15 protein-coding genes and 4 pseudogenes are annotated in these 23439 nt (G+C 37.1%); 14 read left to right on the forward strand and 5 right to left on the reverse strand.

All coding sequences use genetic code 11. The annotated features are described in order from the left end of the window. Positions 1–5 precede the first annotated feature (5 nt). From A3835_07110 to A3835_07170, 13 genes and pseudogenes are all read left to right on the forward strand, one after another. The gene (locus A3835_07110; protein ID ORI07334.1) at positions 6–1229 is read left to right on the forward strand and encodes a diaminopimelate decarboxylase; all 1224 of its coding nucleotides are present in this window, start codon (positions 6–8) and stop codon (positions 1227–1229) included. Further along, positions 1213–2292, forward strand: coding sequence for a chloride transporter (locus A3835_07115; protein ID ORI07335.1), 1080 nt, complete (start codon positions 1213–1215; stop codon positions 2290–2292). The genes A3835_07110 and A3835_07115 overlap by 17 nt, the downstream gene beginning before the upstream one ends. Beyond that, positions 2292–3388: pseudogene (locus A3835_07120) on the forward strand (histidinol-phosphate transaminase). The gene A3835_07115 and the pseudogene A3835_07120 overlap by 1 nt, the downstream one beginning before the upstream one ends. 4 nt (positions 3389–3392) lie before the next feature. After that, on the forward strand, positions 3393–5090 hold the full coding sequence (locus A3835_07125; protein ORI07336.1) for a flagellar M-ring protein FliF: 1698 nt from the start codon (positions 3393–3395) through the stop codon (positions 5088–5090). Continuing rightward, positions 5090–6120: pseudogene (locus A3835_07130) on the forward strand (flagellar motor switch protein FliG). Before A3835_07125 ends, A3835_07130 begins: the two are co-directional and overlap by 1 nt. Further along, complete coding sequence (locus tag A3835_07135) at positions 6117–6980, forward strand: flagellar assembly protein FliH (GenBank protein ORI07337.1); 864 nt, start codon at positions 6117–6119, stop codon at positions 6978–6980. Before A3835_07130 ends, A3835_07135 begins: the two are co-directional and overlap by 4 nt. Next, a pseudogene (locus tag A3835_07140) lies at positions 6973–8798 on the forward strand (1-deoxy-D-xylulose-5-phosphate synthase). Before A3835_07135 ends, A3835_07140 begins: the two are co-directional and overlap by 8 nt. Before the next feature lie 72 nt (positions 8799–8870). Beyond that, the gene (locus A3835_07145; GenBank protein ID ORI07338.1) at positions 8871–9281 is read left to right on the forward strand and encodes a transcriptional repressor; all 411 of its coding nucleotides are present in this window, start codon (positions 8871–8873) and stop codon (positions 9279–9281) included. Positions 9282–9425: 144 nt separating this feature from the next. Beyond that, positions 9426–10826 carry a metal-chelation protein CHAD gene (locus tag A3835_07150; protein ORI07468.1) on the forward strand — a complete coding sequence of 467 codons (1401 nt, stop codon included), beginning with the start codon at positions 9426–9428 and terminating at the stop codon, positions 10824–10826. Positions 10827–10838: 12 nt separating this feature from the next. Next, positions 10839–11561, forward strand: coding sequence for a bifunctional demethylmenaquinone methyltransferase/2-methoxy-6-polyprenyl-1,4-benzoquinol methylase (locus A3835_07155; GenBank protein ID ORI07339.1), 723 nt, complete (start codon positions 10839–10841; stop codon positions 11559–11561). Continuing rightward, positions 11554–12720: an exodeoxyribonuclease VII large subunit gene (locus tag A3835_07160; GenBank protein ORI07340.1), complete on the forward strand. Its 1167-nt coding sequence runs from the start codon at positions 11554–11556 to the stop codon at positions 12718–12720. Before A3835_07155 ends, A3835_07160 begins: the two co-directional genes overlap by 8 nt. 2 nt (positions 12721–12722) lie before the next feature. Next, positions 12723–13802 (forward strand): 3-phosphoserine/phosphohydroxythreonine aminotransferase, encoded by a 1080-nt coding sequence (locus A3835_07165; GenBank protein ID ORI07341.1) that lies wholly within the window; start codon positions 12723–12725, stop codon positions 13800–13802. Then, a complete protein-coding gene (locus tag A3835_07170) occupies positions 13802–15262 on the forward strand; it encodes an SAM-dependent methyltransferase (GenBank protein ID ORI07342.1) in 1461 nt (486 codons plus the stop codon). Before A3835_07165 ends, A3835_07170 begins: the two co-directional genes overlap by 1 nt. A gap of 44 nt (positions 15263–15306) precedes the next feature. Here the strand turns inward: A3835_07170 and A3835_07175 are convergent, their stop codons facing one another. Continuing rightward, positions 15307–16047, reverse strand: coding sequence for a hypothetical protein (locus A3835_07175; GenBank protein ORI07343.1), 741 nt, complete (start codon positions 16045–16047; stop codon positions 15307–15309). A gap of 152 nt (positions 16048–16199) precedes the next feature. Here A3835_07175 and A3835_07180 point away from each other — a divergent pair, with 152 nt between their 5' ends. Beyond that, positions 16200–17471, forward strand: coding sequence for an anthranilate synthase subunit I (locus tag A3835_07180; GenBank protein ORI07344.1), 1272 nt, complete (start codon positions 16200–16202; stop codon positions 17469–17471). Here the strand turns inward: A3835_07180 and A3835_07185 are convergent. From A3835_07185 to A3835_07200, 4 genes and pseudogenes are all read right to left on the reverse strand, one after another. Then, positions 17468–20338: a hypothetical protein gene (locus tag A3835_07185; protein ID ORI07345.1), complete on the reverse strand. Its 2871-nt coding sequence runs from the start codon at positions 20336–20338 to the stop codon at positions 17468–17470. The genes A3835_07180 and A3835_07185 overlap by 4 nt on opposite strands. Then, complete coding sequence (locus A3835_07190; protein ORI07346.1) at positions 20328–21083, reverse strand: hypothetical protein; 756 nt, start codon at positions 21081–21083, stop codon at positions 20328–20330. Before A3835_07190 ends, A3835_07185 begins: the two co-directional genes overlap by 11 nt. Then, positions 21080–22896 (reverse strand): annotated as a pseudogene (locus tag A3835_07195) (excinuclease ABC subunit C). Before A3835_07195 ends, A3835_07190 begins: the two are co-directional and overlap by 4 nt. Then, a complete protein-coding gene (locus A3835_07200; protein ORI07469.1) occupies positions 22890–23339 on the reverse strand; it encodes a hypothetical protein in 450 nt (149 codons plus the stop codon). The pseudogene A3835_07195 and the gene A3835_07200 overlap by 7 nt, the downstream one beginning before the upstream one ends. Positions 23340–23439: the final 100 nt, after the last annotated feature.

Raw genomic sequence — 23439 nt, forward strand, 5'->3', positions numbered from 1 at the left:
ATTTTATGGATTTTAAAGAGCTTGCAAATAGATACAAAACCCCACTTTACGTTTATGATTTTAACTACATTAAAGAGCGCTACGAGGCGCTAAAAAACGCATTTTACGCTAGAAAATCTCTCATTTGCTATGCGGTGAAAGCAAACTCAAATCTAAGTGTTTTGAAATTTCTAGCCGACCTTGGAGCTGGATTTGATTGTGTTAGCATTGGAGAAGTAAAAAGAGCGCTTTTAGCAGGCGCGAAGAGGTATCAGATCATTTTTAGTGGTGTTGGCAAGAGCGATGATGAGCTAAAAGAGGCTTTAAAAAATGAAATTTTGCTAATAAATGTGGAGAGTTTTGCTGAACTTTTAAGACTTGAAAAGATCACAAAAGGGCTAAACTTAAAGGCAAGAATTAGCATTAGGGTAAATCCAGGTGTCGATGCAAAAACTCACCCTTACATTTCAACAGGGCTAAATGAAAATAAATTTGGAGTTGATTCTGAAACAGCCAAAAAAATGTACATCCACGCTAAAGCTTCAGACTCTCTTGAGCCAACTGGCATACACTTTCACATCGGATCTCAGCTAACATCACTTAGCCCGATAATCGACGCTGCAAACATCGTTAGCGAGCTTTTAAGAGAGCTAAAAGCACTTGAAATAGACATCAAATTTTTTGACGTTGGCGGCGGACTTGGCATTATTTATAGCGATGAAGAAGAGATAAATTTATACGACTACGCACAAGGAATTTTGGGTGCTCTAAAGGGTCAAGATGTAACCATCGTTTGCGAGCCAGGTCGCTTTATCGTAGGCAATGCCGGCTATTTTGTTGCAAGCGTTTTATATGAGAAATTTAACGGCAAAAAGAGATTTGTCATCACTGATGGCGCGATGAATGATCTCATTAGACCAAGCCTTTATGGCGCTCATCATGAAATTTTTGTCTACGGCAAGGACGAAAATTTAAGCCCATGCGACGTGGTTGGCCCAGTTTGTGAAAGCGGCGACTTTTTGGCAAAAGATATAAAACTGCCAGAGTGCAAGAGTGGCGATCTAGTTGTGGTTAAAGGGGCAGGCGCCTATGGATTTAGCATGAGCTCAAACTACAATACAAGAAATAGAGCCGCTGAAGTTTGCCTACTTGACGGAGAGGATAGGCTGATAAGAAGACGCGAGAGCTTCGAAGATGTCGTGGCTTTGGAGAGAGAATTTCTGGAGAATGGCGATGCAAGAGCTAAATGAACTTAGAAAAGAGATCGATGCGATCGATGATCTCATTTTAAATAAGCTAAATGAGAGAATGAGGCTGGTCGAGCAAATCGGCAAGCTAAAACAAACTACTGGGACGCCTATATATCGCCCTGAGCGTGAGCGAGCTATCATAAACCGCCTAACAAGCCTTAGCAAAGAAAAAGCTTTAAACAAGGCTGCGATTGAAGCTATATATCTTGAAATTTTTGCCGTTAGTAGAAATTTAGAGATGCCGCAAAAGATCGTCTATCTCGGACCTGAGGGCACTTACACGCATCAAGCAGCGCAGAGTAGATTTGGTGCGATGAGTTCGTATTTGCCTCTTGCAACTATCGAAGCTGTATTTTCAAAGCTTGCTCACAAAGAGGCAAAATATGGGGTTGTGCCGATAGAAAATAACACAGAAGGTGCTGTCGGTGCCACACTTGACTGCTTGGGTAAATTTAACGATGTAAAAATCGTCGCCGAGCTCTATATTGACATCCACCACAGCTTTGTCAGCATAAATGAAGATTTAAAAGAGATAAAGCGAATTTACTCGCATCCGCAAGGATACAACCAGTGCCGTAAATTTTTAGAAGATCACTTGCTAAACGAAGTCGAATTTGTCCCAGCAAAATCAACCGCAGCCGCCGCATATATGGCCTCTATGGATAGAAATGCAGCCGCCATTTGTTCAAAGATCGCAGCTAAAATTTACAATGTGCCGATCATCTATGAGACGATCGAAGATAATATGGCAAATAGGACGAGATTTTTGATTTTAAGTGATTTTAAAAACGCAAGAGTTGAAAACTCAAAAACCTCAATACTTGCCAAGACCGATCACAGTCCGGGACGCCTTGCCGATCTGCTTCAAATTTTTAAAAATGAAAATATCAATATCACAAAACTTGAGTCACGTCCTATAAAACAGCGCGAGTTTAAGTCAATGTTCTATCTTGATTTTGAGGGGCATATAGACGATGAAAAGGTACAAAATGCCTTTGAACTTGCAAAAGAGAGCGGTGCTGAGATTACGTGGCTGGGAAGCTATTTAAACGGAGATGAGTGATGAAATTTAATGATTTTTTAGATGATCTAGTAAATTACGAGGCTGGAAAGCCAATCGAGCTTGTAGTTAGAGAATTTGGCATCGAAGCAAAAGACGTGATCAAGCTAGCCAGTAATGAAAATCCATTTGGTACAAGCAAAAGAGTGGAAGAGGCGTTAAAAGAGGTCGCCAAAAATGCACATTTATATCCAGACGACAGCTATTTTGAACTAAAAGAAGGGCTGGCTAAAAAATATGATGTTAGCAGTAAAAATTTAATAATCGGCTCTGGAAGCGACCAGATTATAGAGTATGCACTGCACGCAAAAGCAGACAAACAAAGCGGCGTTTGATGGCTGGTGTGACCTTTGCAATGTATGAAATTTATGCAAAGCAAACTGGAGCAAAAATTTATCGCACAAAGAGCATGGGGCACGATCTAAATGAATTTTTAGAAATTTATAATGCAAAAAAAGATGAAATTTCGGTCATTTTTCTATGTATGCCAAACAACCCTTTGGGTGAGTGCTTGGATGCTAAAGATGTATTTGATTTTATAGAAAAGATCGATGAAAATACACTTGTGGTGCTTGACTGTGCCTATAACGAATTTGCAAAATTTAAAGATAACAAAAAAGAGATAAGATCAAGCGATGCGGCTAAGCTTAAAAACGTCATCTATCTTGGAACATTTTCAAAGGCTTATGCACTTGGCGGCATGCGTGTTGGATACGGTATAGCAAACGAAGAGATCATAGATGCACTTTCGAAGCTAAGAGCCCCTTTTAACATCACAACACCAAGCCTAAAAGCGGCAATTGTGGCTCTTGGTGATGATGAGTTTGTACAGCAAACCATGCAAAATAACTTTGATCAAATGAAAAGATATGAAGAATTTGCAAAGCAAAACAACATAGAATTTATCCCAAGCTATACAAATTTCATAACATTTAAATTTAATGAGCCAAAATCAAGCCAGATATGCGAAAAGATGTTAAAAAAAGGTATAATTTTGCGAGATCTAAAAAGCTATGGCCTAAATGCAATAAGAATTACTATTGGACTTGGGTGGCAAAATGATAGAGTTTTTGAAGAATTAAAGCAGATTTTAAAGTAGGAATATGGATTTTAAGGCATTACTTCATCAAATAAGTCAAATTTACCAGAAGCTTTCATTAAAACAAAAGATTGTTGCGGCTAGCTCCATTGTCTTGGTAGTGGCATTTTTAGTCTTTCTGACACTTTATAAAAATAAAAGCGAAAATTTTGCAGGCTACAGCGTCCTTTTTGAAAATATCAGTCCGAGCGATTCGGCTTTAATAGTAGATCAGCTAAATAAAGATGGCGTCAAGTATAAGCTTGCAAATGAGGGTACTATTCTTGTTCCAACAAGTGATGTGTACAAAGAGAGGATTGCAGTTGCAACGCTTGGAATACCAAAAGAGAGCAAGATTGGTTTTGAAATTTTTGATAAACAAGAATTTGGTGCGACCGATGCCGAGCAAAGGGTAAAATTTCAAAGAGCACTAGAAGGTGAGTTGGCTAGAACGATCGAGAGTCTCTCATCTATTCAAAAAGCGACTGTGCGTATCGCCATCCCTAAAGAGAGCGTCTTTACTGAGCGTCAAGCACTTCCAACAGCTTCTATCGTGGTTGAGTTAAAGCCAGGTGTTAGCCTAAATGCAAAGCAAATTTTTGGTATTAAAAATTTAGTCGCAGCTTCTGTTACAAACTTAAGTACTGAAAATGTAAAAATAGTAAATCAAGATGGTGTCGCACTTGGCAACGAAGATGGTGAGTTTGATAGTGACGCTATAGCTCAACAGATCCGCTATAAGCGCGAGTTCGAAAACAACTATGAGCAAAAGATAGTAAATGTCTTAGCTCCGATAGTAGGCGGAGCTGATAAGGTCGTAGCGAAGGTAAATATTGACTTTGACTTTGACAAAAAAGATACGAAAAGCGAAGTTTACGACCCAAATAACGTTGTTAGAAGTGAAAGCAATATAGAAGAAAAACGCCAGGGATCATCTCCAAATGAAGTGGGCGGCGTACCAGGTGCGGTCAGCAACATTGGCCCAGTTCAAGGGCTAGATGACAACACATTAAAAGAGCAATATAATAAGAGCTCACAGCAGACAAACTACGAAATTTCAAAGAAAGTTACAAATATAAAAGGGCAGTTTGCTAGCATCAACAGAGTAAGTGCAGCTGTCGTTATAGACGGGCTTTATCAGAGCAAAAAAGATAAAGATGGCAAGCCAACTGGGGAGCTAGAATTTACGCCACTTACAAAAGAGCAAAGAGAGTCAATCACAAATTTAATCAAGCAATCAATAGGCTATAGTCAAAGCAGGGGCGACGAGGTAAGTTTAGATAATTTTGAGTTTAAAACTGGCAAGGATGTAAGCACTGGCGAGAAGATGGATAGTTTCGTAAATAACTATGTAATGCCATTTTTGCCGCTAGTAAAATATATTTTTGCAGCATTGTTGCTTTATATTTTCTATAAAAAAGTCATTGTGCCATTTATGCAAAAGATGCTTGAAGAGACAAAAGAAGAAGATGAGCAAGTTCAAGATGGTCTTGAAGATATTGAGGTAGATGCTGAAGATACACTTGAGAAATTTAAAGCTGCTCGCAAAAAGGTCGAAGAGCAACTAGGACTTAGTGGCGATTTTAATGAAGATGAATTAAAATACGATGTTTTACTTGAGAAAATGAGAGCGATCATCACAGAAAGAAATGAAGAGATAGCAATGCTACTTCAAGATATGGTAAAAAATGACAGCGACTTTAATATGCGTAAGGAAATTTGATGTCAATAAAGCTAAATGACAAGCAAAAAATGATATATGATGATCTATCGATGCCTGAAAAGATTGCTATTTTGCTGATTCAGCTTGGCGAAGAGGCAACTGCTCTTATATTTTCTCACATGGATGTTGATGTCATCACTGAAATTTCAGGCTATATCGCAACTGCAAAAAACATAGACAAACAAGTCGCAAGTGCCGTGCTAGAAGAATTTATGCATTAATGCAGTCAAATCAATATATGAGAAGTGGTGGCTTAGAGTATGCAAAAGAAATTCTTTACCGCACATTTGGTCCAGAGGCAGCTCAGAAAATTTTAGACAAGCTTGCAAAAAGCATGGAGAACTCAAAAAGCTTTGGCTATCTTGATAAGATAAAACCACAACAGCTTGCAGACTTTATCATAAAAGAGCACCCTCAAACCATCGCGTTAATACTAGCTCACATGGACTCAACGAGCGCTGCTGAAACGCTTAGTTTTTTCTCAGATGAGCTAAGAAGCGAAGTCGTGATCAGGATGGCAAATCTTGGTGATATTAGTCCATCGGTAATTAAGCGTGTTTCAACTGTACTTGAGGGCAAGCTTGAAAGTCTTACGTCATATAAAGTCGAAGTTGGTGGTCCAAGAGCTGTGGCAGAAGTGCTTAATAGACTTGGGCAAAAAGCTAGCAAAAGTACGATCGAACGCATCGAACAAAGTGATGATAAGCTCGCAACAACGATTAAAGAGCTTATGTTTACCTTTGAAGATATTATCAACCTTAACGCAACTGCGATTAGAGAAATTCTTAAAAATGTCGATAAAAAAGACCTTATGGTCGCATTTAAAGGCTCAAGCGATGGCATCAAGGATAAATTTTTATCAAATATGTCTCAGCGTGCAGCAGAAGCCTTTAAAGAGGAGATGCAATATCTTGGTGCGGTGCGTGTAAAAGATGTTGAAGAGGCCCAAAGGCGCATAGTGGAGACAGTGCAAACTCTAGCTGATCAAGGTGTATTCCAAGTCGGCGAAGCAGATGAGATGATAGAATGAAAAGCAGCGTAATAACCAGTGAGACTTCTCCAGCTCACTTTATAGAAAATTACAGATTTAAGGTACTTGGAGTTGGAGAGCGAGTCGCAGATAGTGCTCCTGTATTGATAGAAGAAAATAATCTTAGTGAAGAGCTAAGCGAGCAAAATTTTGGGCAAAAGGGTGAAAATTTCATTCCTCAAGCTAACCACCAAACGCAAGCAAGCCCGCAAAACCACTTTGCTTCTCAGGCTCAAAGTCCACAAATACAGCAAGCAGGCGAGTCGAGCTTCGTCGAAGAGTTACTTAAGAAAACAGACGAGTTAAGTAGCAATATTATCAAACTTCAAATGCAAATAGAAAACCAAGAAAGCGAATTTGCTAAGCGCCTTGAGGCTGAAATTTCTCGCGCAAAAGAGGATGGCAAAAATGAGGGTATCGCCCAAGCAAATGCGGCAAATGAAGCAAGGATAAATGAGTTAGAGGCTAGATTTAGCACTTCAGCTGCAAAACTTGAAGAGCAATATATTAAATTTGATGAGTTTTTAAAGAAGATCGAAGAAGAGCTTGGACAAACTGCTATAAAAATCGCAAAAGAAGTAATCGATAAAGAAATTTCAACCTCTTCAAATCAGATCGCTCATCATCTAGCAAGCTCTCTTATAAAAGAGCTAAGTAATGTTAAAAATATAGAAATTCGCGTAAATCCCGAAGATAGCGAATATATAAAAGAGCAATTTAGCAAGAATGAACACGTCAAGATAAGCGCTGATGATGCTATAAGCAAAGGCGGTGTGGTTATTATAAGTGATGGTGGCAATATTGATGCAACTATGCAAACAAGGCTAGAAAAACTAAAAATGCTGGTAAATAATGAATAAAGACGTTAAAAGTTTAGATGTTGATGAACTAAACGCACTTTGTCATGACATCAGGGGTAAAATTTTAGTCACCGTTAGCAAAAATGGCGGTCATCTTAGCTCAAATATTGGTGCAGTCGAGATCATCGTTGCGATGCATAAAATTTTTGATGTGACAAAAGATCCATTTATCTTCGATGTGAGCCACCAAAGCTACGCACACAAGCTACTAACTGGACGCTGGGAGAGCTTTGATACGCTTAGGAAATTTAATGGTATCAGTGGCTATACAAAGCCAAGCGAAAGTAAATTTGACTACTTTGTAGCAGGGCATAGCTCGACGTCCATATCTTTAGCAGTTGGTGCTGCAAAGGCGATAAAACTTAAAAACGAAGATCGTATCCCAGTAGCTGTTATAGGCGATGGCTCACTAAGTGGCGGCATGGCGTACGAGGCGCTAAATGAGCTGGGAGACAGAAAATATCCTTGCGTCATCATCCTAAATGACAACGAGATGAGTATAAGCAAGCCAATAGGCGCACTTAGCAAGTATCTAAGCCAAATGATGGCAGGGCAGTTTTATCAAAAATTTAAGGGCAGGGTTGAGAAATTTCTAAGTTATATGCCAGACTCAGCAGCATATATGGCTAGGCGCATGGAGGAGGGTATCAGGCTAATTACTCCAGGTATGTTTTTTGAAGAGCTTGGACTTGAGTATATAGGCCCAGTTGATGGACACGATTTGGCAGCGCTTCTTAGTACATTTGAAACTGCTAAAAACATGAAAAAACCAGTCATAGTGCATGTGCAGACACTAAAGGGCAAAGGATATGAATTTGCCGAGGGCTATTATGAAAATTGGCACGGAGTTGGACCATTTGATCTAAAAAGTGGAGAATTTATCAAAAGACAGTCAAATAAGTCAGCCACGGCGATCTTTAGCGAGCATCTTTTAAAGATGGCAAGAGAGCACAGCGATATCGTTGGTGTGACGGCTGCGATGCCAACAGGCACTGGCATGGATGCTTGATACAAGAATTTCCAGATCGTTTTTGGGACGTAGCGATAGCCGAGCAGCATGCAGTCACCTCGATGTCAGCTATGGCAAAAGAGGGTTTTAAGCCATTTGTCGCGATATACTCAACTTTTATGCAAAGGGCCTATGATCAAGTCATTCATGACGCTTCTATTTTAAATTTAAACATCACTTTTGCGATGGATAGGGCTGGTATTGTGGGCGAGGACGGCGAAACGCATCAGGGTGCTTTTGATATCAGTTTTTTAAATGCCGTGCCAAACATGGTTCTTTTTGCTCCAAGGTGCGAAGAGAGCATGAAAAATGTTATGGAATTTGCCTACTCTTACAAGGGTGTTAGCGCATTTAGATATCCGCGCGGAGCGTTTATCTTAAGAGATGAGTTTGAAGCTCAGCCACTTGAGTTTGGCAAGGGTGAAATTTTAGCTGATGCAAATAGTGATATTGTATTTTTAGGCTATGGCAACGGCGTTGGCAGAGCAAATTTGGTCAGAAATTTACTAACTGGCAAGCTTGATGTGATATTGGTTGATCTTGTCTTTGCAAAGCCGCTTGATAGTGAGCTTTTATTAGATCTTGCAAAACGCACTAAAAAGTGGTACATCTTTAGCGATAGTGCTAAAAAAGGCGGTATTGGTGAGATAGTAAGTGCATTTTTACAAGAAAATAAAATTTCAAATATAAGCGTCATTAGCTTTGAGTATGAAGATAAATTTATCCCCCATGGTTCAACCACCGAGATTGAAAAGTACCTTGGTATAAGTGCCGAGCAGATTACCAAAAATTTACTAGAAAATAATTAATATCATTTAATAAAGTAACGTTTAATATTATTTTTGCTAGCATAAGCCAAAATAAAAATAAGGAAAAGCATTATGCAATACGTATCATTATTAAAGCAATCTGGGCTAAAAGTCACACCACAGCGCCTTAGCGTTTTAAGAATTCTTGATCGCCACACGCATCCAACGATTGATGAGCTTTATGATGAAATTTTAAAGGAGAGTCCATCGGTTTCTCTTGCGACAGTTTATAAAAATTTAAATACTTTAAAAGACGAAGGTCTCGTAGTCGAAGTAAATATCGTCAATCAAAAAGCTAGATATGACATCTACGAATATCCACATATTCATGTTGTCTGTGAAAGCTGTGGAAGCGTCGAGGACGTGAGCTACGATGATGCTGAGCTTGGCAAATATCAAGAAGCACTAGAAAAGAAGATCGGAAATATAATAGAGCGTCTAAATATCGTAGCTAGCGTAAAAAGCTGTAAACACTGTAAATAAAATTTATGTTGCTATTTAGTAGCATAAATTCCATCTTTTTCTTGTAAAAATACTTTTAAAATAAGCCTAAATTTAGCATTTTTCTCATTGTTTTAAGCACTAACTTGCTAAAATGAACAAAAAATTTTGGAGAAAAATGTGAGTTTGGAGATAGAGCGTAAATTTTTACTCAAAAATTCTCAAATTCTAGATTTTTTAAAAGAAGCTGGAGTAGTCTTTAAACATCTTGAAATTTCTCAGTTTTATACCAAGATAACGCAAAATGAAGAGATCCGCTTTCGAAGCGAAGAGGATAAATTTATAAAAACTGTAAAGATTGGCAAAGATCTAATCAGGGAAGAAAATGAAGAATTTTGCGAAAAAGCAGAGTTTAAAAAGGCTCTTAAAAGCCGCATCGGTAGCGTCATCTTAAAAGATAGATACATTTTTAAACTAAATAACAATCCTTGCAATATTGATATTTTTAAAAATGAACTAAACGGGCTTTGTACATTTGAGATCGAATTTAGCGATGAAAATGAGGCCGTCTTTTTCAATCTGCCACCATTTTTAGAAAATTTTTGCCTAAGTGACGTAACTTGCGATAAAAGATATAAAAACAAATTTCTTGCCATCCATGCTAATGAAAATGAACAAATTGACTACAAAAGAGCCTATAAGATCATAAAAGAAAAAGAAATTCTGCCAAATTTTGCTGCAAATCTAAAAAGCGGAGAGGCGCTAAGAGTCCTTTTTGTTAGTATTTTTAAAGTAATAAAAAGGCTAAAAAGCCAGTATTTGATAGACAAAGATGAAGAAGTTTTGCATGAGCTTCGCGTAAATTTAAGAAAGGTTAGATCGATCCTTAAAATTTTTAGTGGCGTTTTTGATGAGAAAGTGACACTTTTTTTTGGTGAGAATTTTAAAATGCTTGCAAACTCGACAAACAAAAAGCGAGATTTGGATGTATTTTTGAACTTTTTAAACGAGCAAAAGCACGCAAATGAGCCTATCTATTTTGTGCGAAAGGCTCTAGATTTAGAGTATGAAAATGTAAAAAGCTACCTTAGCGACGAAGAAAACTACGCATTTTTAAAAGAGTGGGAGATATTTTTAAACGAGGGTGAATTTTATAAGTCAAAACTCTTTGATGTAAGCCTTTCGCGCCTTGGTTCGTTTAAGCTTAGAACGCTTTTGGTTTTAGCTCAAAAAAGGCTAAAAAGCCTTAATCAAGACTGCCCAAATGAGAGCTTTCATGATCTTAGGATAGAGCTTAAAAAGATGAGATACACATATGAGTTTTTGTGTGAAATTTTTTATTTTGAAGGGCTTAAAAAGTATGAAGAGAAGCTAAAACAGATGCAAGAAATTTTTGGTAGTCTTCAAGACTATGACGTCTGGCTCGGTATCCTTAAAAGACTTCCAGAAACGCCAGATAAAGAGAGGCTCGAGAGTAAAATTTACAAGCAAATTTATAAAAGTAGAGAAGAGATACTAAAAAAGCGTCTTAAATTTATAAAAGCAACTCGCAAAATTTCAAGAAATTTAAAAATTTACTACATATAAAAGGGCAAATTTATGCAAAAACAAGAAAAAATCGTTGATATGTTTAACCAGATCGCTCCGACTTATGACGTCGCAAACAGAGTGCTAAGTCTTGGTGTGGACGTGAGTTGGAGGAAATTTGCCTGCAGATATATGCTAGAAATTTTTAAAGAAAGAAGCATAAATATCGTAGATGTAGCTTGCGGTACTGGCGATATGATGGGGCTTTGGAGTGAAATTTCAAAAGAATTTGGCGTTGAGGTGAAAAGCCTTACTGGCATCGATCCCTCAAGTGGTATGCTAAAAGAGGCGAGAGCGAAATTTCCAAATTTTAAATTTATAGAAGCCTACGCTGACAACACGACGCTTGCAAGCGGAGAGGCTCAAATTCTAAGCATAAGCTATGGTATTAGAAATGTAGTCGAGAGAAAGGCGGCACTTAGGGAGTTTAATAGAGTGCTTGCTTTAAATGGCTACGTAGTCGTGCTTGAATTTACAAAACGTCAGAAAAAGGGTCTTATAACCTCGCTAAGAGATTTTTACCTAAGTAAAATTTTGCCAAAAATTGGTGGCTTTATCTCAAAAAATAAAGAGGCATACGAGTATCTACCAAGCTCGATCGAAAATTTCTTGGATGCAAAGAGCTTTTGCGACGAGCTAGCCGAAGCTGGCTTTGAGATAGAGCTTTGCAAGGGCTTTAGCATGGATATCTCGACACTATTTATCGCTAAGAAGGTAAGAGAAATCAATGCTTAGTGTATCTGAGCTAAACGAAAAAGCAAAGGCACTGCTTGAAGCAACGCTTGACTACGTCGAGGTAAGTGGAGAAATTTCGCGCCTTACTAAGCATGCCTCTGGGCACTGGTACTTCACGCTAAAGGACGAAAAGTCAAGCATCTCAGCTGTGATGTATCGCATGAATAACCAAAAGGTGAAATTCCTGCCAAAAGATGGGTTAAAAGTAAAAATTTATGGCAAAGTGACCATTTATTCGCCAAGCGGGTCGTATCAGCTAGTGGCTAGTGCGATGCTGCCTGATGGTGAGGGCGAGCTTGAGCTTGCGTTTAGGCAGCTTAAAGAAAAGCTCGAAAATGAGGGCCTTTTTGACATTGCTGCAAAAAAAGAGATACCAAATTTACCTAAAAAAATAGCCCTTGTCACAAGCGCTACCTCGGCGGCACTTCAGGATATGTTAAAGGTCGTGACGAGCCGCTGGAAGCTAAGTGAAATTTATATATTTGACGCATTAACTCAGGGTGAAAGTGCTCCAAGCTCGCTTATAAAAGCCTTACGCAGGGCCGATAAATACGGCGTTGATGTGATCGTTTTAGCGCGAGGAGGTGGCAGCAAAGAGGATCTTTGGTGCTTTAACGACGAAGGTCTAGCGCGTGAAATTTATGCCACCAAAACGCCAGTCATAAGCGCCATCGGACACGAGATAGACTATGTTATAAGTGACTTTGTAGCAGACCGCAGGTCGCTTACGCCAAGTGCAGCCATGCTTGATCTGCTGCCTGATGAGGAGGCGTTTTTTCAGTATCTTGACAGGCTTAGCGACGATCTTGATAGTGCTTTAAGCTTAAAGATCACAAAGAAGCAAAATTTGTTAAATTTACTACTTTCTAAATTTTCATCAAACGCTCTAAAATCTAGGATCGAGCTAAAATTTAGCGAGGTAGCAAACAAGCAAAATGCCCTAACAAACGCCGTACAAAGAAAGATCTTGCTTCTAGGCTCGACCCTTAGCTCGCTAGAGAAGGCTTATGAGATGAGGGAGCTCTTTTTTGAGAGCACAAAAGGGCTTATCGAGGTTAGAAAAGATGGCAAGAGAGCCGATCTTAGGGATTTAAAAATAGACGATGAGATCGAGCTTATCTCGCAAAATACACATAAAAAAGCAATTATCAAGGAGTAAAAATGAGTAGAAAAATTAACTTTAGTGCAGGCCCAAGCGCGATACCGCTAAGCGTTTTAGAGCACGCAAAGGCCGAATTTACAGACTATAGAGACGAGGGCTACTCGATCATGGAGATTAGCCACAGAAGCAAGACCTTTGAGGAGATCCACTTTGGCGCGATGGAGAAGATAAGAAAGCTTTACGGCATCGGCGATAAGTATGAAATTTTATTTTTGCAAGGCGGCGCACACTTGCAATTTAGCATGATACCGATGAATTTATATCAAGGTGGCAAGGCGCAGTACGCAAACACTGGCGTTTGGACAAATAAAGCGATCAAAGAGGCAAAAGTGCTTGGTGTAAATGTAGATGTCGTCGCAAGCAGCGAGGATGAAAATTTCTCTTACATCCCTGAGGTGAAATTTAGCGATGATGCCGACTACGCCTACATCTGCTCAAATAATACGATTTACGGCACGCAGTATAAGGCTATGCCAAAGACCAAATCGCCCCTAGTTGTCGATGCTTCGAGCGACTTTTTCGCTAGGCCGCTTGATTTTAGCAGTATTGGCTTGCTTTACGGTGGCGCTCAGAAAAATGCAGGTCCAAGTGGCGTAACTATCGTTATTATAAGAAAAGACTTGGTTGATCGCGTGAGTAGCCAAAATGTCCCTATGTTTTTGCGCTACAAAACGCACGTAGAGGCAAACTCGCTTTACAACACACCGCCAACATTTGGAATTTATCTTTTAAATTTAACCATGCAGTATTTACTTGATCTTGGTGGGCTTGGCACGGTTGAGAAGATAAATGCCAAAAAAGCAAGCACGCTTTATGACATCATCGATAGTTCAAATGGCTTTTACATGGGACACGCAAAGGCCGGAAGTAGATCGGATATGAACGTTAGTTTTACTATCCCAAAAGATCACGCTCTTGAGCCAATTTTTGTAGAAGAGGCATTAAAAGAGGGCATGATAGGACTAAAGGGTCATAGGCACCTTGGTGGTATTAGAGCGTCTATCTATAATGCTGTTAGCCAAAGTGACGTTGATAAACTTGGCGAGTTTATGAGAGAATTTGTAAGAAAGCACGGTTGATGAATAAAGCGAAAAAAGCTTACGATGAAATTCCTTACTTCTCAGCCGCATTTAGTGACTGTTCGCCAGTTAGGATAGAAGCGGTTGCTAAATTTCTAGGGCTTAAAGTAGCTAGCCTAAAAGAGGCTAGAGTGCTTGAGCTTGGCTCGTCTTATGGTGGCAATATCTTGCCATTTGCACTTTCGCATAAAAATGCAAAAGTCGTTGGCATCGATATCTCAAGCCATCAGGTAAAAGAGGGTAACAGCATAGCCAAGCAGATGGGTTTAAAAAATTTCACACTTTTTGAGCGTGATTTTTTGCACATGAACGAAAAAGACATCAAAGAGCTTGGCGAGTTTGACTATATCATAGCTCATGGCGTTTATAGTTGGGTAAGCCCAAATGTAAGAGATGCGCTCCTTGCTACGATAAAGGCGCTACTTAGTAAAGATGGCATCGCTTATGTCTCTTACAATACATATCCAGGTTGGAAAAGCCTTGATATATTAAGGGATTTTATGCTTTTTGTAAGTGCTGGCAAGGAGAGCAAAGAAGCCCTTTCTCTTATCAAAGATGAGCTAAAATTTTTACAAGATTATTTAAAATTTAGCCTGCAAAGTCAAAGTGATGTTGTATACAAGGATAGTATGAAGCTACTTTTAACCCAGCTAAATTTCTTGCAAGGAATCATCGCAAAAGGCAATGATTACTATATTTTGCATGATTTTTTAGAAGCAAGCAATGAGCCAACCTACTTTCATAAATTTGCTAAACATATTGATAAACACGGTCTTTGCTATGTCATAGATGCCTCACTAAATGATATTTTTGCAAGCTCGACTGGCATTTACCGCTTTGACGCGCATATAGAGCAAAGCTATCAAAATCGCATAAAAAAAGAGCAGTTAAATGACTTTTTGTTCAATAGATCTTTTAGAAAAAGTCTTATAGCTCACAAAGAGCGACTAAATGGAGCGGAGGATTTTGATGCAGTTCTTGGAGAGAATGAGCTTGAGAAGATAAATTTTGTATATTTTAGTGAGCAGCCAAGGACAAAAACGCAAGAAATTTTAAGCAAAAGCTATCCACAAAGCTTAAATCTAAGCGAGTTAAAAATAGCACTTGGCGAGAATGCAAACGAAGCTTTTGTAGGACTGCTTGAAATTTTAAATGACGCAAATACAAAAATTTCTTCATCAAAACTCACAGCACTTATTTATGAGCCTGATAAAACTAGACTAAAGCAGACAGCAGCGTCGTATTTGGAGTATTTTTTAAATGCTAGTTCGCCAGTCATCTCTCTTGCAAATGAGCTAAACGGTAAGCTAAACTTAAGCCAGGAAGAGATTAAAGCTGCTTTGAAATTTGATGGTAAAACCAGCTTAAAAGAGATCACAAAGAGTGTAAATTTAAAAGAAGACGAACTAGACAATCTTGCATTTAAGCTAAGGGAAGCTTACTTTTTTGAAGAAATTTAGCATAAGGCTGGTCTACCCCAGCCTTAAAAATTTTTATCACTTATCTAGTCAAACATTATATCTTTTAGTATTATGATTATCATCGTGATATAAAAGAGTAAAAACCACTTTTTAAGTGCTTTTTTGTCCATGGCTTGTGTTTTCTTGGTGCCAAAGTAGGCTCCTATTAATGAGCCAAGTCCTAGGAATGTACCCTCCAAATAAGAGATGTGGCCGTTTAAAGATAGTGAGATAAAGCCTGAAATGGCTGCAAACATCACGAAAAATACTCCCATTGAAACGGCTTTTTTCATATCATAGCGCAAGAAGCCAACTAAAATAGGAGCTATAAAAACCCCACCGCCTATGCCTATACTAATGGCAAGTGCACCTATGCAAAAACCAACTAGAAATAACAAAAACACTGAGTTGTTCGCATTTGTACCGTCGCTATTTGGCGTGAAGTATAGTTTTACGAGTGAAAAGATAAAAGTTGCAAGCAAGAGCAGTTCGAGTAAGAGCTCAGGTGTATGAGATACTATTATGCCGCTAAAGCTAGCTCCGACCAATCCTCCAAGACCTAAAAATACACCGCGGTTTAGTTTTAAAAACCCAGCTTTATAGTTTAGGTATGAGCCAAAAGTCGCACTAAATATCATCTGCATGACGCTTATACCGATGGCTGTTTTCACATCGTATCCAAAAGCGACCATGATAGGAACGACGACCGTGCCGCCACCGATGCCAAAAAAGCCAGCGATGTATCCAACGCCGATACCAATTATAAAAAGTTCAACAAAAAGCATAATTTTCCTTTTACGAGTGCCAAATTTTAGCCAAGCGGTGTTAAAAAAATAGTAAAAAGGTGAAATTTGGGCATAAATTTAGAAATTTGATAAAAATTTTAAAAACTAAAAGCGAACTTTTTTTATAATCATTAAAAATTTAAAGGAAAAAAATGCTCTTAGAACAACCACTTTTTTATTACGAAGCAATCAGAGAGAAATTTAAAAATAGCTACCTAGCTGAGGATAAGACGCAAACGATTATAGGCATTGATTGCGAATACATCGATGAAAAGGATATGGATTTTTATGGGCTTAGAAGTTATTTTGATACAAATCGTAATAAATCTTTAGCTCCATTTGCGGGTCTATTTGGTGTTTTTGCTTATGATGGCGTTAGATATTTTGAATATATTGGAGAAGAGAAAGCTAAAAAGTATGAATTTCCAAAATTTATCTATGCCGATGCAAAGGCCTATCTACACTTTGATAAGATGAGTAAAATTTATACATTTTATGGAGATAAGAAAAAATATTATGGCTTTTTGCTTGATGCGAAAGTTGAATGCAAAAGTAAAGAGCAGAGTAAATTTAGTATAAAAACTGATCTTGGTAAAGAAAAGAAACACTTTGAGGATATGGTTGAGTTAGCAAAAGAGTATATAAGAAGTGGCGATGCCTTTCAGGTGGTGCTTGGTGAATTACTTGAAATTTCAACGAATATGAGCAGTCTAGACTTTTATAAAAAGCTCTCACTTACAAATCCAAGCCCATATATGTTTCATTTTCCTACACCTTATGGCGATGTAGTTGGCTCTTCGCCAGAGCTTGTTTTTGAGATGAAAAGTGAGCAAATTTTTGTAGCTCCGATCGCAGGCACAAGGCCTAGAGGAAGCGATGCAAATGCAGATGCAGCACTTGAAAGTGAGCTTTTAAGTGACGAAAAGGAACTGGCTGAGCACAAAATGCTAATTGATCTTGCTAGAAATGACATCGGCAGGGTTTCAGAACCAAAAAGTGTAGCTGTAAAAAATGCGATGCATATCCAAAAATATGAAAAAGTAATTCATATCGTAAGCGATGTCTATGGCAAGTGCGCCAAAGGGCTTGATCTTTTCGATGTCTTAGCTAGTATATTTCCGGCTGGCACGCTAAGCGGAGCCCCAAAAATAAGAGCTATGCAGATAATCAATGAGCTTGAAATTTCTGAGCGAAATATCTATGGCGGCGGCATTGGATTTTTACATTTTAATGGCGATGCTCAGGTTGCTATTCTTATTCGCTCAGCCATCTTTGTGTCAGGTGAAAATGGCTTTAGTGATGTATTTGTGGGGGCTGGAGCTGGTATAGTTTATGACTCAAAGAGCGAAAGAGAATACGCTGAAATTTGCCATAAGCGAGCAAGCGTGCTAAATGTATTTAAAAATAACGCAAAAGAGTTTTAGGCGTTAAACTTAATAAATTCATAAGAGCTTTTAGCATAGCTAGTGCCCATAGAATCGATTTGCTCTCTTACGGTAGCTGAAAGCTCTGCTTTTGTGATATTTTTTGCTAGCACTTTTACAAAAGAAAATTCACTTATCTCTTGTGCGCCAAATATCAGCACTCTTGTATCAACCTTTTGGCTTTGTCTTATCTTATCAACAACTCTTATTAGCTCTTCATAGTTGAAGTCTTTTACATTTTCATCTATAAGAACGATGCCGTAAGTTTTGGTTTTTATCTTTGTTAATAGCTCATCAAAGCTATTTGTGGTTTCAAGTGTGTTGTAAAATTCTCCTAAAGCTGAGCTAAATATTTTATTTTCCATTGGCGATTTCTTAAATAAAATAATATTTTCGCTTTTTGCCAGATAGCTTTCGTCTATTGCAATCTCACCAAAATTTGGCAAAAATTTTCTAAAAATTTGAGCCAGTTCGTCGCTATTTATTGGCGTTTTTATATAAGCATTGAAGTATTCTTTGACACTCTCTCCATCTATATTTGAAGTATTTGAAAGCATTAGTATAATTGGAATTTTCGCATTTTGTATGGCTGTTTTTATAAGATCAAGATTTTTTTGAAGGCTATTTTTTTCAGCTTCGAAAAATTTCGAGCCAACAAATATAAGGTCAAAATCGCCTTGCTTTATGGCTTGTTTTAGATCTTTTTTATTACAAACTCCAACAACTTCACAGTTAAATTTACTAAAACCACTTGCTATTATATCTATGTAAATTTCATTAGTATCGCAGATTAAAATTTTTGGTTTATCGTTTAAATTTTTATTCATAATATCAGCTTCACCTAAGCAAAGTAGCCTTGTGATACTTAATGGAGTTAGCGGATCTTTTAAAATGAGCGGATTTTTAATATCTTGGCCTTGCTTATTGGTGTTTCTTACAAATATAGCATCATAATTTTTTGTAATAGATGGACTAGTGCTTGTTAGCATATCCACTTTGAGCCCAAGATCTTTTGTAGTCTGCTCAAAAGCTTCGTTGTAAGCGACATTTACATCTTGTAAGAATGCTAATTTGTGATTGCATTTTATATCAAAGTCTTTATAGTTTGATGTTGTTTTAAAAATGACTACAAATTTAAACTCATTTCCGATACTTGGAAACGAGTTAATCTCCAGCTTGCTTTCTAAATTTTTTAAATAAATTTGAGCGATTTTTAGATAAAACTCGCTCTCATCATTATTTAAGCTATTCTCATCATCTGAAAATATATCTGAAATTTGCTTTTCGCTCATGGCAGCTGAGCTATTTTTTATGCTAAAGCTTACAGAACAAAGTCCACTTCTATCAAACTCTTTTTGAACTTTTTTGATAGTGATGATAATGTTTTGATGTCTTAAAGACATTGATAAAGATGCCAAAAAGATAGAGTTAAATGCGGTTTTTAATGAATTTAGATTTCCTTCTAGTTCATTTGTAAGGCTTGGATCAAGGTAGCTTATAAAATTTATCTTTTTGCTTTGCGAATAGACGATATTTGCTTGCAAAATTTCTTCAAAGCTTTTTTGAGGATCAAATATCTCAGTTTTATTGCATTCGCTATATTTTTTAACATTTGAGATATTTTTAGCATTGTTATAAAGCGAAGTCATGATATTTGCATTTTTTTCTATCGTGTCTATAAATACTTGCTTTTTGCTATTATTTGTTTCTATTTTTAAAGCCGCAGTCGATGTAAAAATTTCTTTATTAATAGACTCTAGTTTCTTGCTTACTGACAAAATATATCTATCTTTTATCTGAAAAAAGCTACTATCTTTTACATAGGTTTCTTTTAGATCTTCATAAGTTTTTATAAGCTTTGATATCGCATTATCTGCACTTGTCTCTTTTGATGATAGGATATAACTCGATATGTATTTTGACTTATCGATAAGCACCTTTAAAAATTTCAACCTAGCAGAAATACCAAGCAAAGATAAAATGAGCAAGCCACAAAGCAAAAACTCGAAAAAGGTCTTTATGCCAAAGCTTATTTTCTCGCTCTTGGTAAGTTCTAGTAGCTCATTTTTTATGTTTATGGCACTATTTAATAAAAGTATAAATTTATCATCTTCATACTGTTTTATTAAGATGATATCTTCGATATTTAGCTTCTCAGAAAATGCGATCTTGGCTTTAGCTTCTCTTATTTTTTTAGCTTGATAGTTGGCTTCAAACTGATTAAAGTCTTTGTAAATATTTTCTTTTAGCTCACTTTTTGGAAGCATATCAAGATTTGGCGTGTTGTCTTTTACGGAATATATATTTTCTCTCACATTATTGTTTATTGAAAATAAAGGGCCATTTATAAAGATATTTTTTACGTAGTATTTAGTGTTGTTTGCTAAAGAGAGTTGATTGTAAGTTTTACTTAAAGTCGCGACATAAGCTTTTATTATAAGCGGAAAGTCTCGGTCTAAATCTTGTTTAAAATCGCTATCTATTTCTCCATTTATATTTTGGAAAAATTCGTAAAATAATTCATCAAATTTATCATTTTGGTTTAGATTTGCTAGCAATTCTTTTAATTTATTTACATTTCGTATCTCGGTGCGATCGTCTTTTCTTATAGAATTTATAAATTTTTGTGTATTTTTTAAGGTGCTATCTCGCAACTTTTTTATATCTTCTTGGCTTTTGCCTATTAGTGTATCGTGCTCTTGTATTACGGATTTTATAGTTTGAAATACTAAGGATTGTTTATATAGTTTTTCATTTAGATCTTTTAGATCTGTAAATTTTTTATAGCTTTCATTTCCGCTATATGCGCAAAAGATCACTGAAATTATTATTGGTGCTAACAATATATAAAATTTATTATTTTTCATGGATACTCTTTTTGCTATATTTTTTGACGATATTTTCTATCTCGATTAGTCTTTTGGTAAAAAGAGACATCTCTTTCATTTTTCCATTTTGATTGTTATCTAAAAGAGCGTTAAGCTCATTTGCAAGGTTATTAAGCTTTAAATTTAATGCAGCTTCTCTTATCTCATCTACGTATTTTTTGAGCATTATCTCGTCTTTTGCAATTATGGCTGATTGGATCTGGATAAGAATTTCTCTTGCGTTGTGCAAAAATATATTTAAATAGGATGCAAAATCTTTTTTATTTAAATTTAGTATTTTAAGCGATGTTTCAAACCAGGAATCATCGATAAGTGATTGTGTCTGTGTGTCAAAAAGATACCATGCATTTAATTTAAAAACAGGTAGTCTTAATGTAGGTTTTACTTTTACTGCTGCTATTAGATTTTGGTTGTTTATTATGTCTTGCTTCTCTAAAAGAACGATAAAAAATTTTTCACCATTTTTTAAAATAGCATTTTGCAGTCTCGCTTCTAGTAAGATCGCACCGCCATCTTTTCTTTTTAAATTTACTCTAGCGCTATTATCTTTCGTATTTTGTAAAAATTCCAAGAAGCTGTAGTTTGTACTTTCTTGGCTTGTTATGACTAGCTCGCTTATATCTTTGTATTGCAACAAAAAGTCATCTAAACTATCAAAACCCAATAGCTCAAGTGAATCTTGCGTTATCGCAGATATTTTTAAATTTTCATCATATATTATCACTTCAAATTTCCTTCTTTGAGTACTGCAAGCTTTTCTGCTACGCTTTTATTTGTTATTTTTGCCACTTCGTCTAAATTCGCTTCGCTGATTTTATCAAACTTCCGTAAAAGCTGATTAATTTCGCGATACTGCCCTCAGAAACGCCAGCTTGCTTTAGAATTGATCTTTGCATATCGTTTTTCTGCCTTGTTTTTCTGTGAAAGCTAATGACAAATCTATGGCTTTCATCACGCATTTTTTGGAAAAACTGCAGCTTTTTATCGCTTGTACTTAGGCTAAAGCTACCATTTTTTGTGTAAATTTTATCCTTTGCCTCGCCTTTTGCGCGGTGAGCTTTGGCATCGATCTTCTCTTTTGAAATGGCTATCACATCGACATTTGCGCCACTACTTGCTAAAATTTCACAGGCTAAATTTAAAAGCACTTCACCACCATCAATGACCCAAATATCAGGCGGGCTAAGCTTGTCAAATCTAAGCGCTCTAGCTGTTAGGCTCTCTTTCATCTGATCGTAGTCGTTTTTAGAGTTTAGATGCATGTGGCGGTAGTTTTGCTTCGCCCACTCGCCGTGTTCATAGCGCACCATCGCTCCGACACTTGCCTCGCCAAAAAGGTGCGAGTTGTCGTAGGCTTCGACCACGTAAGGCGTGTGAGCTAGATTAAAGTACTCTTTTATCTCATTTAATAGCTCATTGTCGTGTGTTTTTAGGTATTTTTCGATGCTAACTTCAGCGTTTTTTGTAGCGATCTCACAAATTTTACGCTTATCGCCTATTTTAGGGCAAGTGATGCTAAATTTACGACCAAATCTCTCGTTTAAAATTTCCTCCACCAGCTCGCTATCTTCAAAGCTCTCATGCACATAAATTTTGGTGCTAATTATCGGCTGTCTAGCTATGAAGCTTTTTAAAATAGCCTGCTTATAAGCTTCGTTTATCTCGTCTTTTTGAGCGTTTTTGGCCTGCGTGATGTCAGTTTTTACGCCAGTTATCTTGCCACTTTGCACGCTAAATCTTACCGCACAGATCATATCGTGCACGCAAGCGACCGAGTATGCCTCAAAGTCCTCAAGCTTGGCAAGATCGACCTCGACCTTTGTTTGCATATTTTTAAGTGTTTGTATCTTATCTCTAGTCAGGGCTGCTTGCTCGTAGTCTTCAGCCTTAGCGTAGTTTAGCATGAGCTCTTCAAGACGAGTGATGAGCAAATTTGGATTTTGTAAGGCTGCGATAGCTTCGTTTACGATTTTAGCGTAGTTTTCTTTTGAAATTTTGCCTTCACACGGGGCGTAGCAGCGTTTTAGCTGATAAAAAAGGCAGGCTTTTTTGCCTTTGATGCAGGACTTTTTCTGAACTAGGTTGAAATTTAGATAAAGTGCCTCAAGCAGCTCGCTAGCTCCACTAAAATATGGCCCAAAATAGCGGATATTCGAGCCTTTAACCACCTTTCTAGTGATCTCAAATCTTGGAAAATCATCATTTAAATTTATAAAGATATAAGGGTAGGTCTTGTCGTCACGAAGCAAGATGTTGTATTTTGGCTTAAGCTGCTTGATGAAAGAATTTTCAAGTATGAGCGCGTCTGCTTCGCTTGGAGTTACGATGTATTCAAGATGCACAGCCTCGCTTATCATCTTAGAAATTCTTGGGCTTAGTTTTTCGGCTGGCGCTAGGCTTGGGGTAAATTTAAAGTAGCTTTTGACCCTGTTTTTTAAAATTTTGGCCTTGCCGACATATAAGAGTCTATTTTGCGCGTCAAAATACTGATATACGCCAGGCTCGTTTGGAAGCGTTCTGATCTCGTCTATTAGCATCTTGTCTGCTCATTTTTCTTGAGCAAAATTTCTCTTAGCTCTTCAAATTTTTGGTGTATTTGCTCGTCTTTTGCTAAATTTTTAAACTCGCCTTTACTAGCTGGCGCATAAAAGATGGCACTTTGCTCTTTCTGATTAAAAAATTTTAAAAATTTGCTCACGACAAATCTTATATTTTCTTCTTTTTTGTTCTTTGTATAGTTGATTTCGTTAATAGGTTTTGGAGTAAGAATGCTGTTAAAAACGCTATTTTTATTAAAATTGCAAAAGGTTTTTAATAACCTTTTTATATCATTTATACTACTATCACGCCTAAGCTCTAAAAGCCCAGTGGGATGAGTAAGAACAAAGGTCAAAACACCTTCTCTAACGTAGCAAAAAGCTATATAAAATCGTTTTGCTTTCCCCATAAGCTCTAAAAGCTGTTGGCACTCATTTGCCATGCTTAATTTTTCTTTATACAAAGGATTTTCGTGAATAGTATTTATCAAAAATTTAGCGTTTTTCATGGGCTTATCTTATCATCTTTTATTTTAATTTTTA

The organism is Campylobacter concisus, from assembly GCA_002092835.1.
Taxonomy (GTDB): domain Bacteria; phylum Campylobacterota; class Campylobacteria; order Campylobacterales; family Campylobacteraceae; genus Campylobacter_A; species Campylobacter_A concisus_K.

Coding starts and splice junctions, on each gene's coding strand:
- A3835_07175 (ORI07343.1), bottom strand. CDS start 16,047: ATGCTTTTTGTTGAACTTTTTATAATTGGTATCGGCGTTGGATACATC.
- A3835_07170 (ORI07342.1), top strand. CDS start 13,802: ATGAATAAAGCGAAAAAAGCTTACGATGAAATTCCTTACTTCTCAGCC.
- A3835_07165 (ORI07341.1), top strand. CDS start 12,723: ATGAGTAGAAAAATTAACTTTAGTGCAGGCCCAAGCGCGATACCGCTA.
- A3835_07135 (ORI07337.1), top strand. CDS start 6,117: ATGAAAAGCAGCGTAATAACCAGTGAGACTTCTCCAGCTCACTTTATA.
- A3835_07115 (ORI07335.1), top strand. CDS start 1,213: ATGCAAGAGCTAAATGAACTTAGAAAAGAGATCGATGCGATCGATGAT.
- A3835_07110 (ORI07334.1), top strand. CDS start 6: ATGGATTTTAAAGAGCTTGCAAATAGATACAAAACCCCACTTTACGTT.
- A3835_07125 (ORI07336.1), top strand. CDS start 3,393: ATGGATTTTAAGGCATTACTTCATCAAATAAGTCAAATTTACCAGAAG.
- A3835_07145 (ORI07338.1), top strand. CDS start 8,871: ATGCAATACGTATCATTATTAAAGCAATCTGGGCTAAAAGTCACACCA.
- A3835_07160 (ORI07340.1), top strand. CDS start 11,554: ATGCTTAGTGTATCTGAGCTAAACGAAAAAGCAAAGGCACTGCTTGAA.
- A3835_07155 (ORI07339.1), top strand. CDS start 10,839: ATGCAAAAACAAGAAAAAATCGTTGATATGTTTAACCAGATCGCTCCG.
- A3835_07200 (ORI07469.1), bottom strand. CDS start 23,339: ATGGCAAATGAGTGCCAACAGCTTTTAGAGCTTATGGGGAAAGCAAAA.
- A3835_07185 (ORI07345.1), bottom strand. CDS start 20,338: ATGAAAAATAATAAATTTTATATATTGTTAGCACCAATAATAATTTCA.
- A3835_07180 (ORI07344.1), top strand. CDS start 16,200: ATGCTCTTAGAACAACCACTTTTTTATTACGAAGCAATCAGAGAGAAA.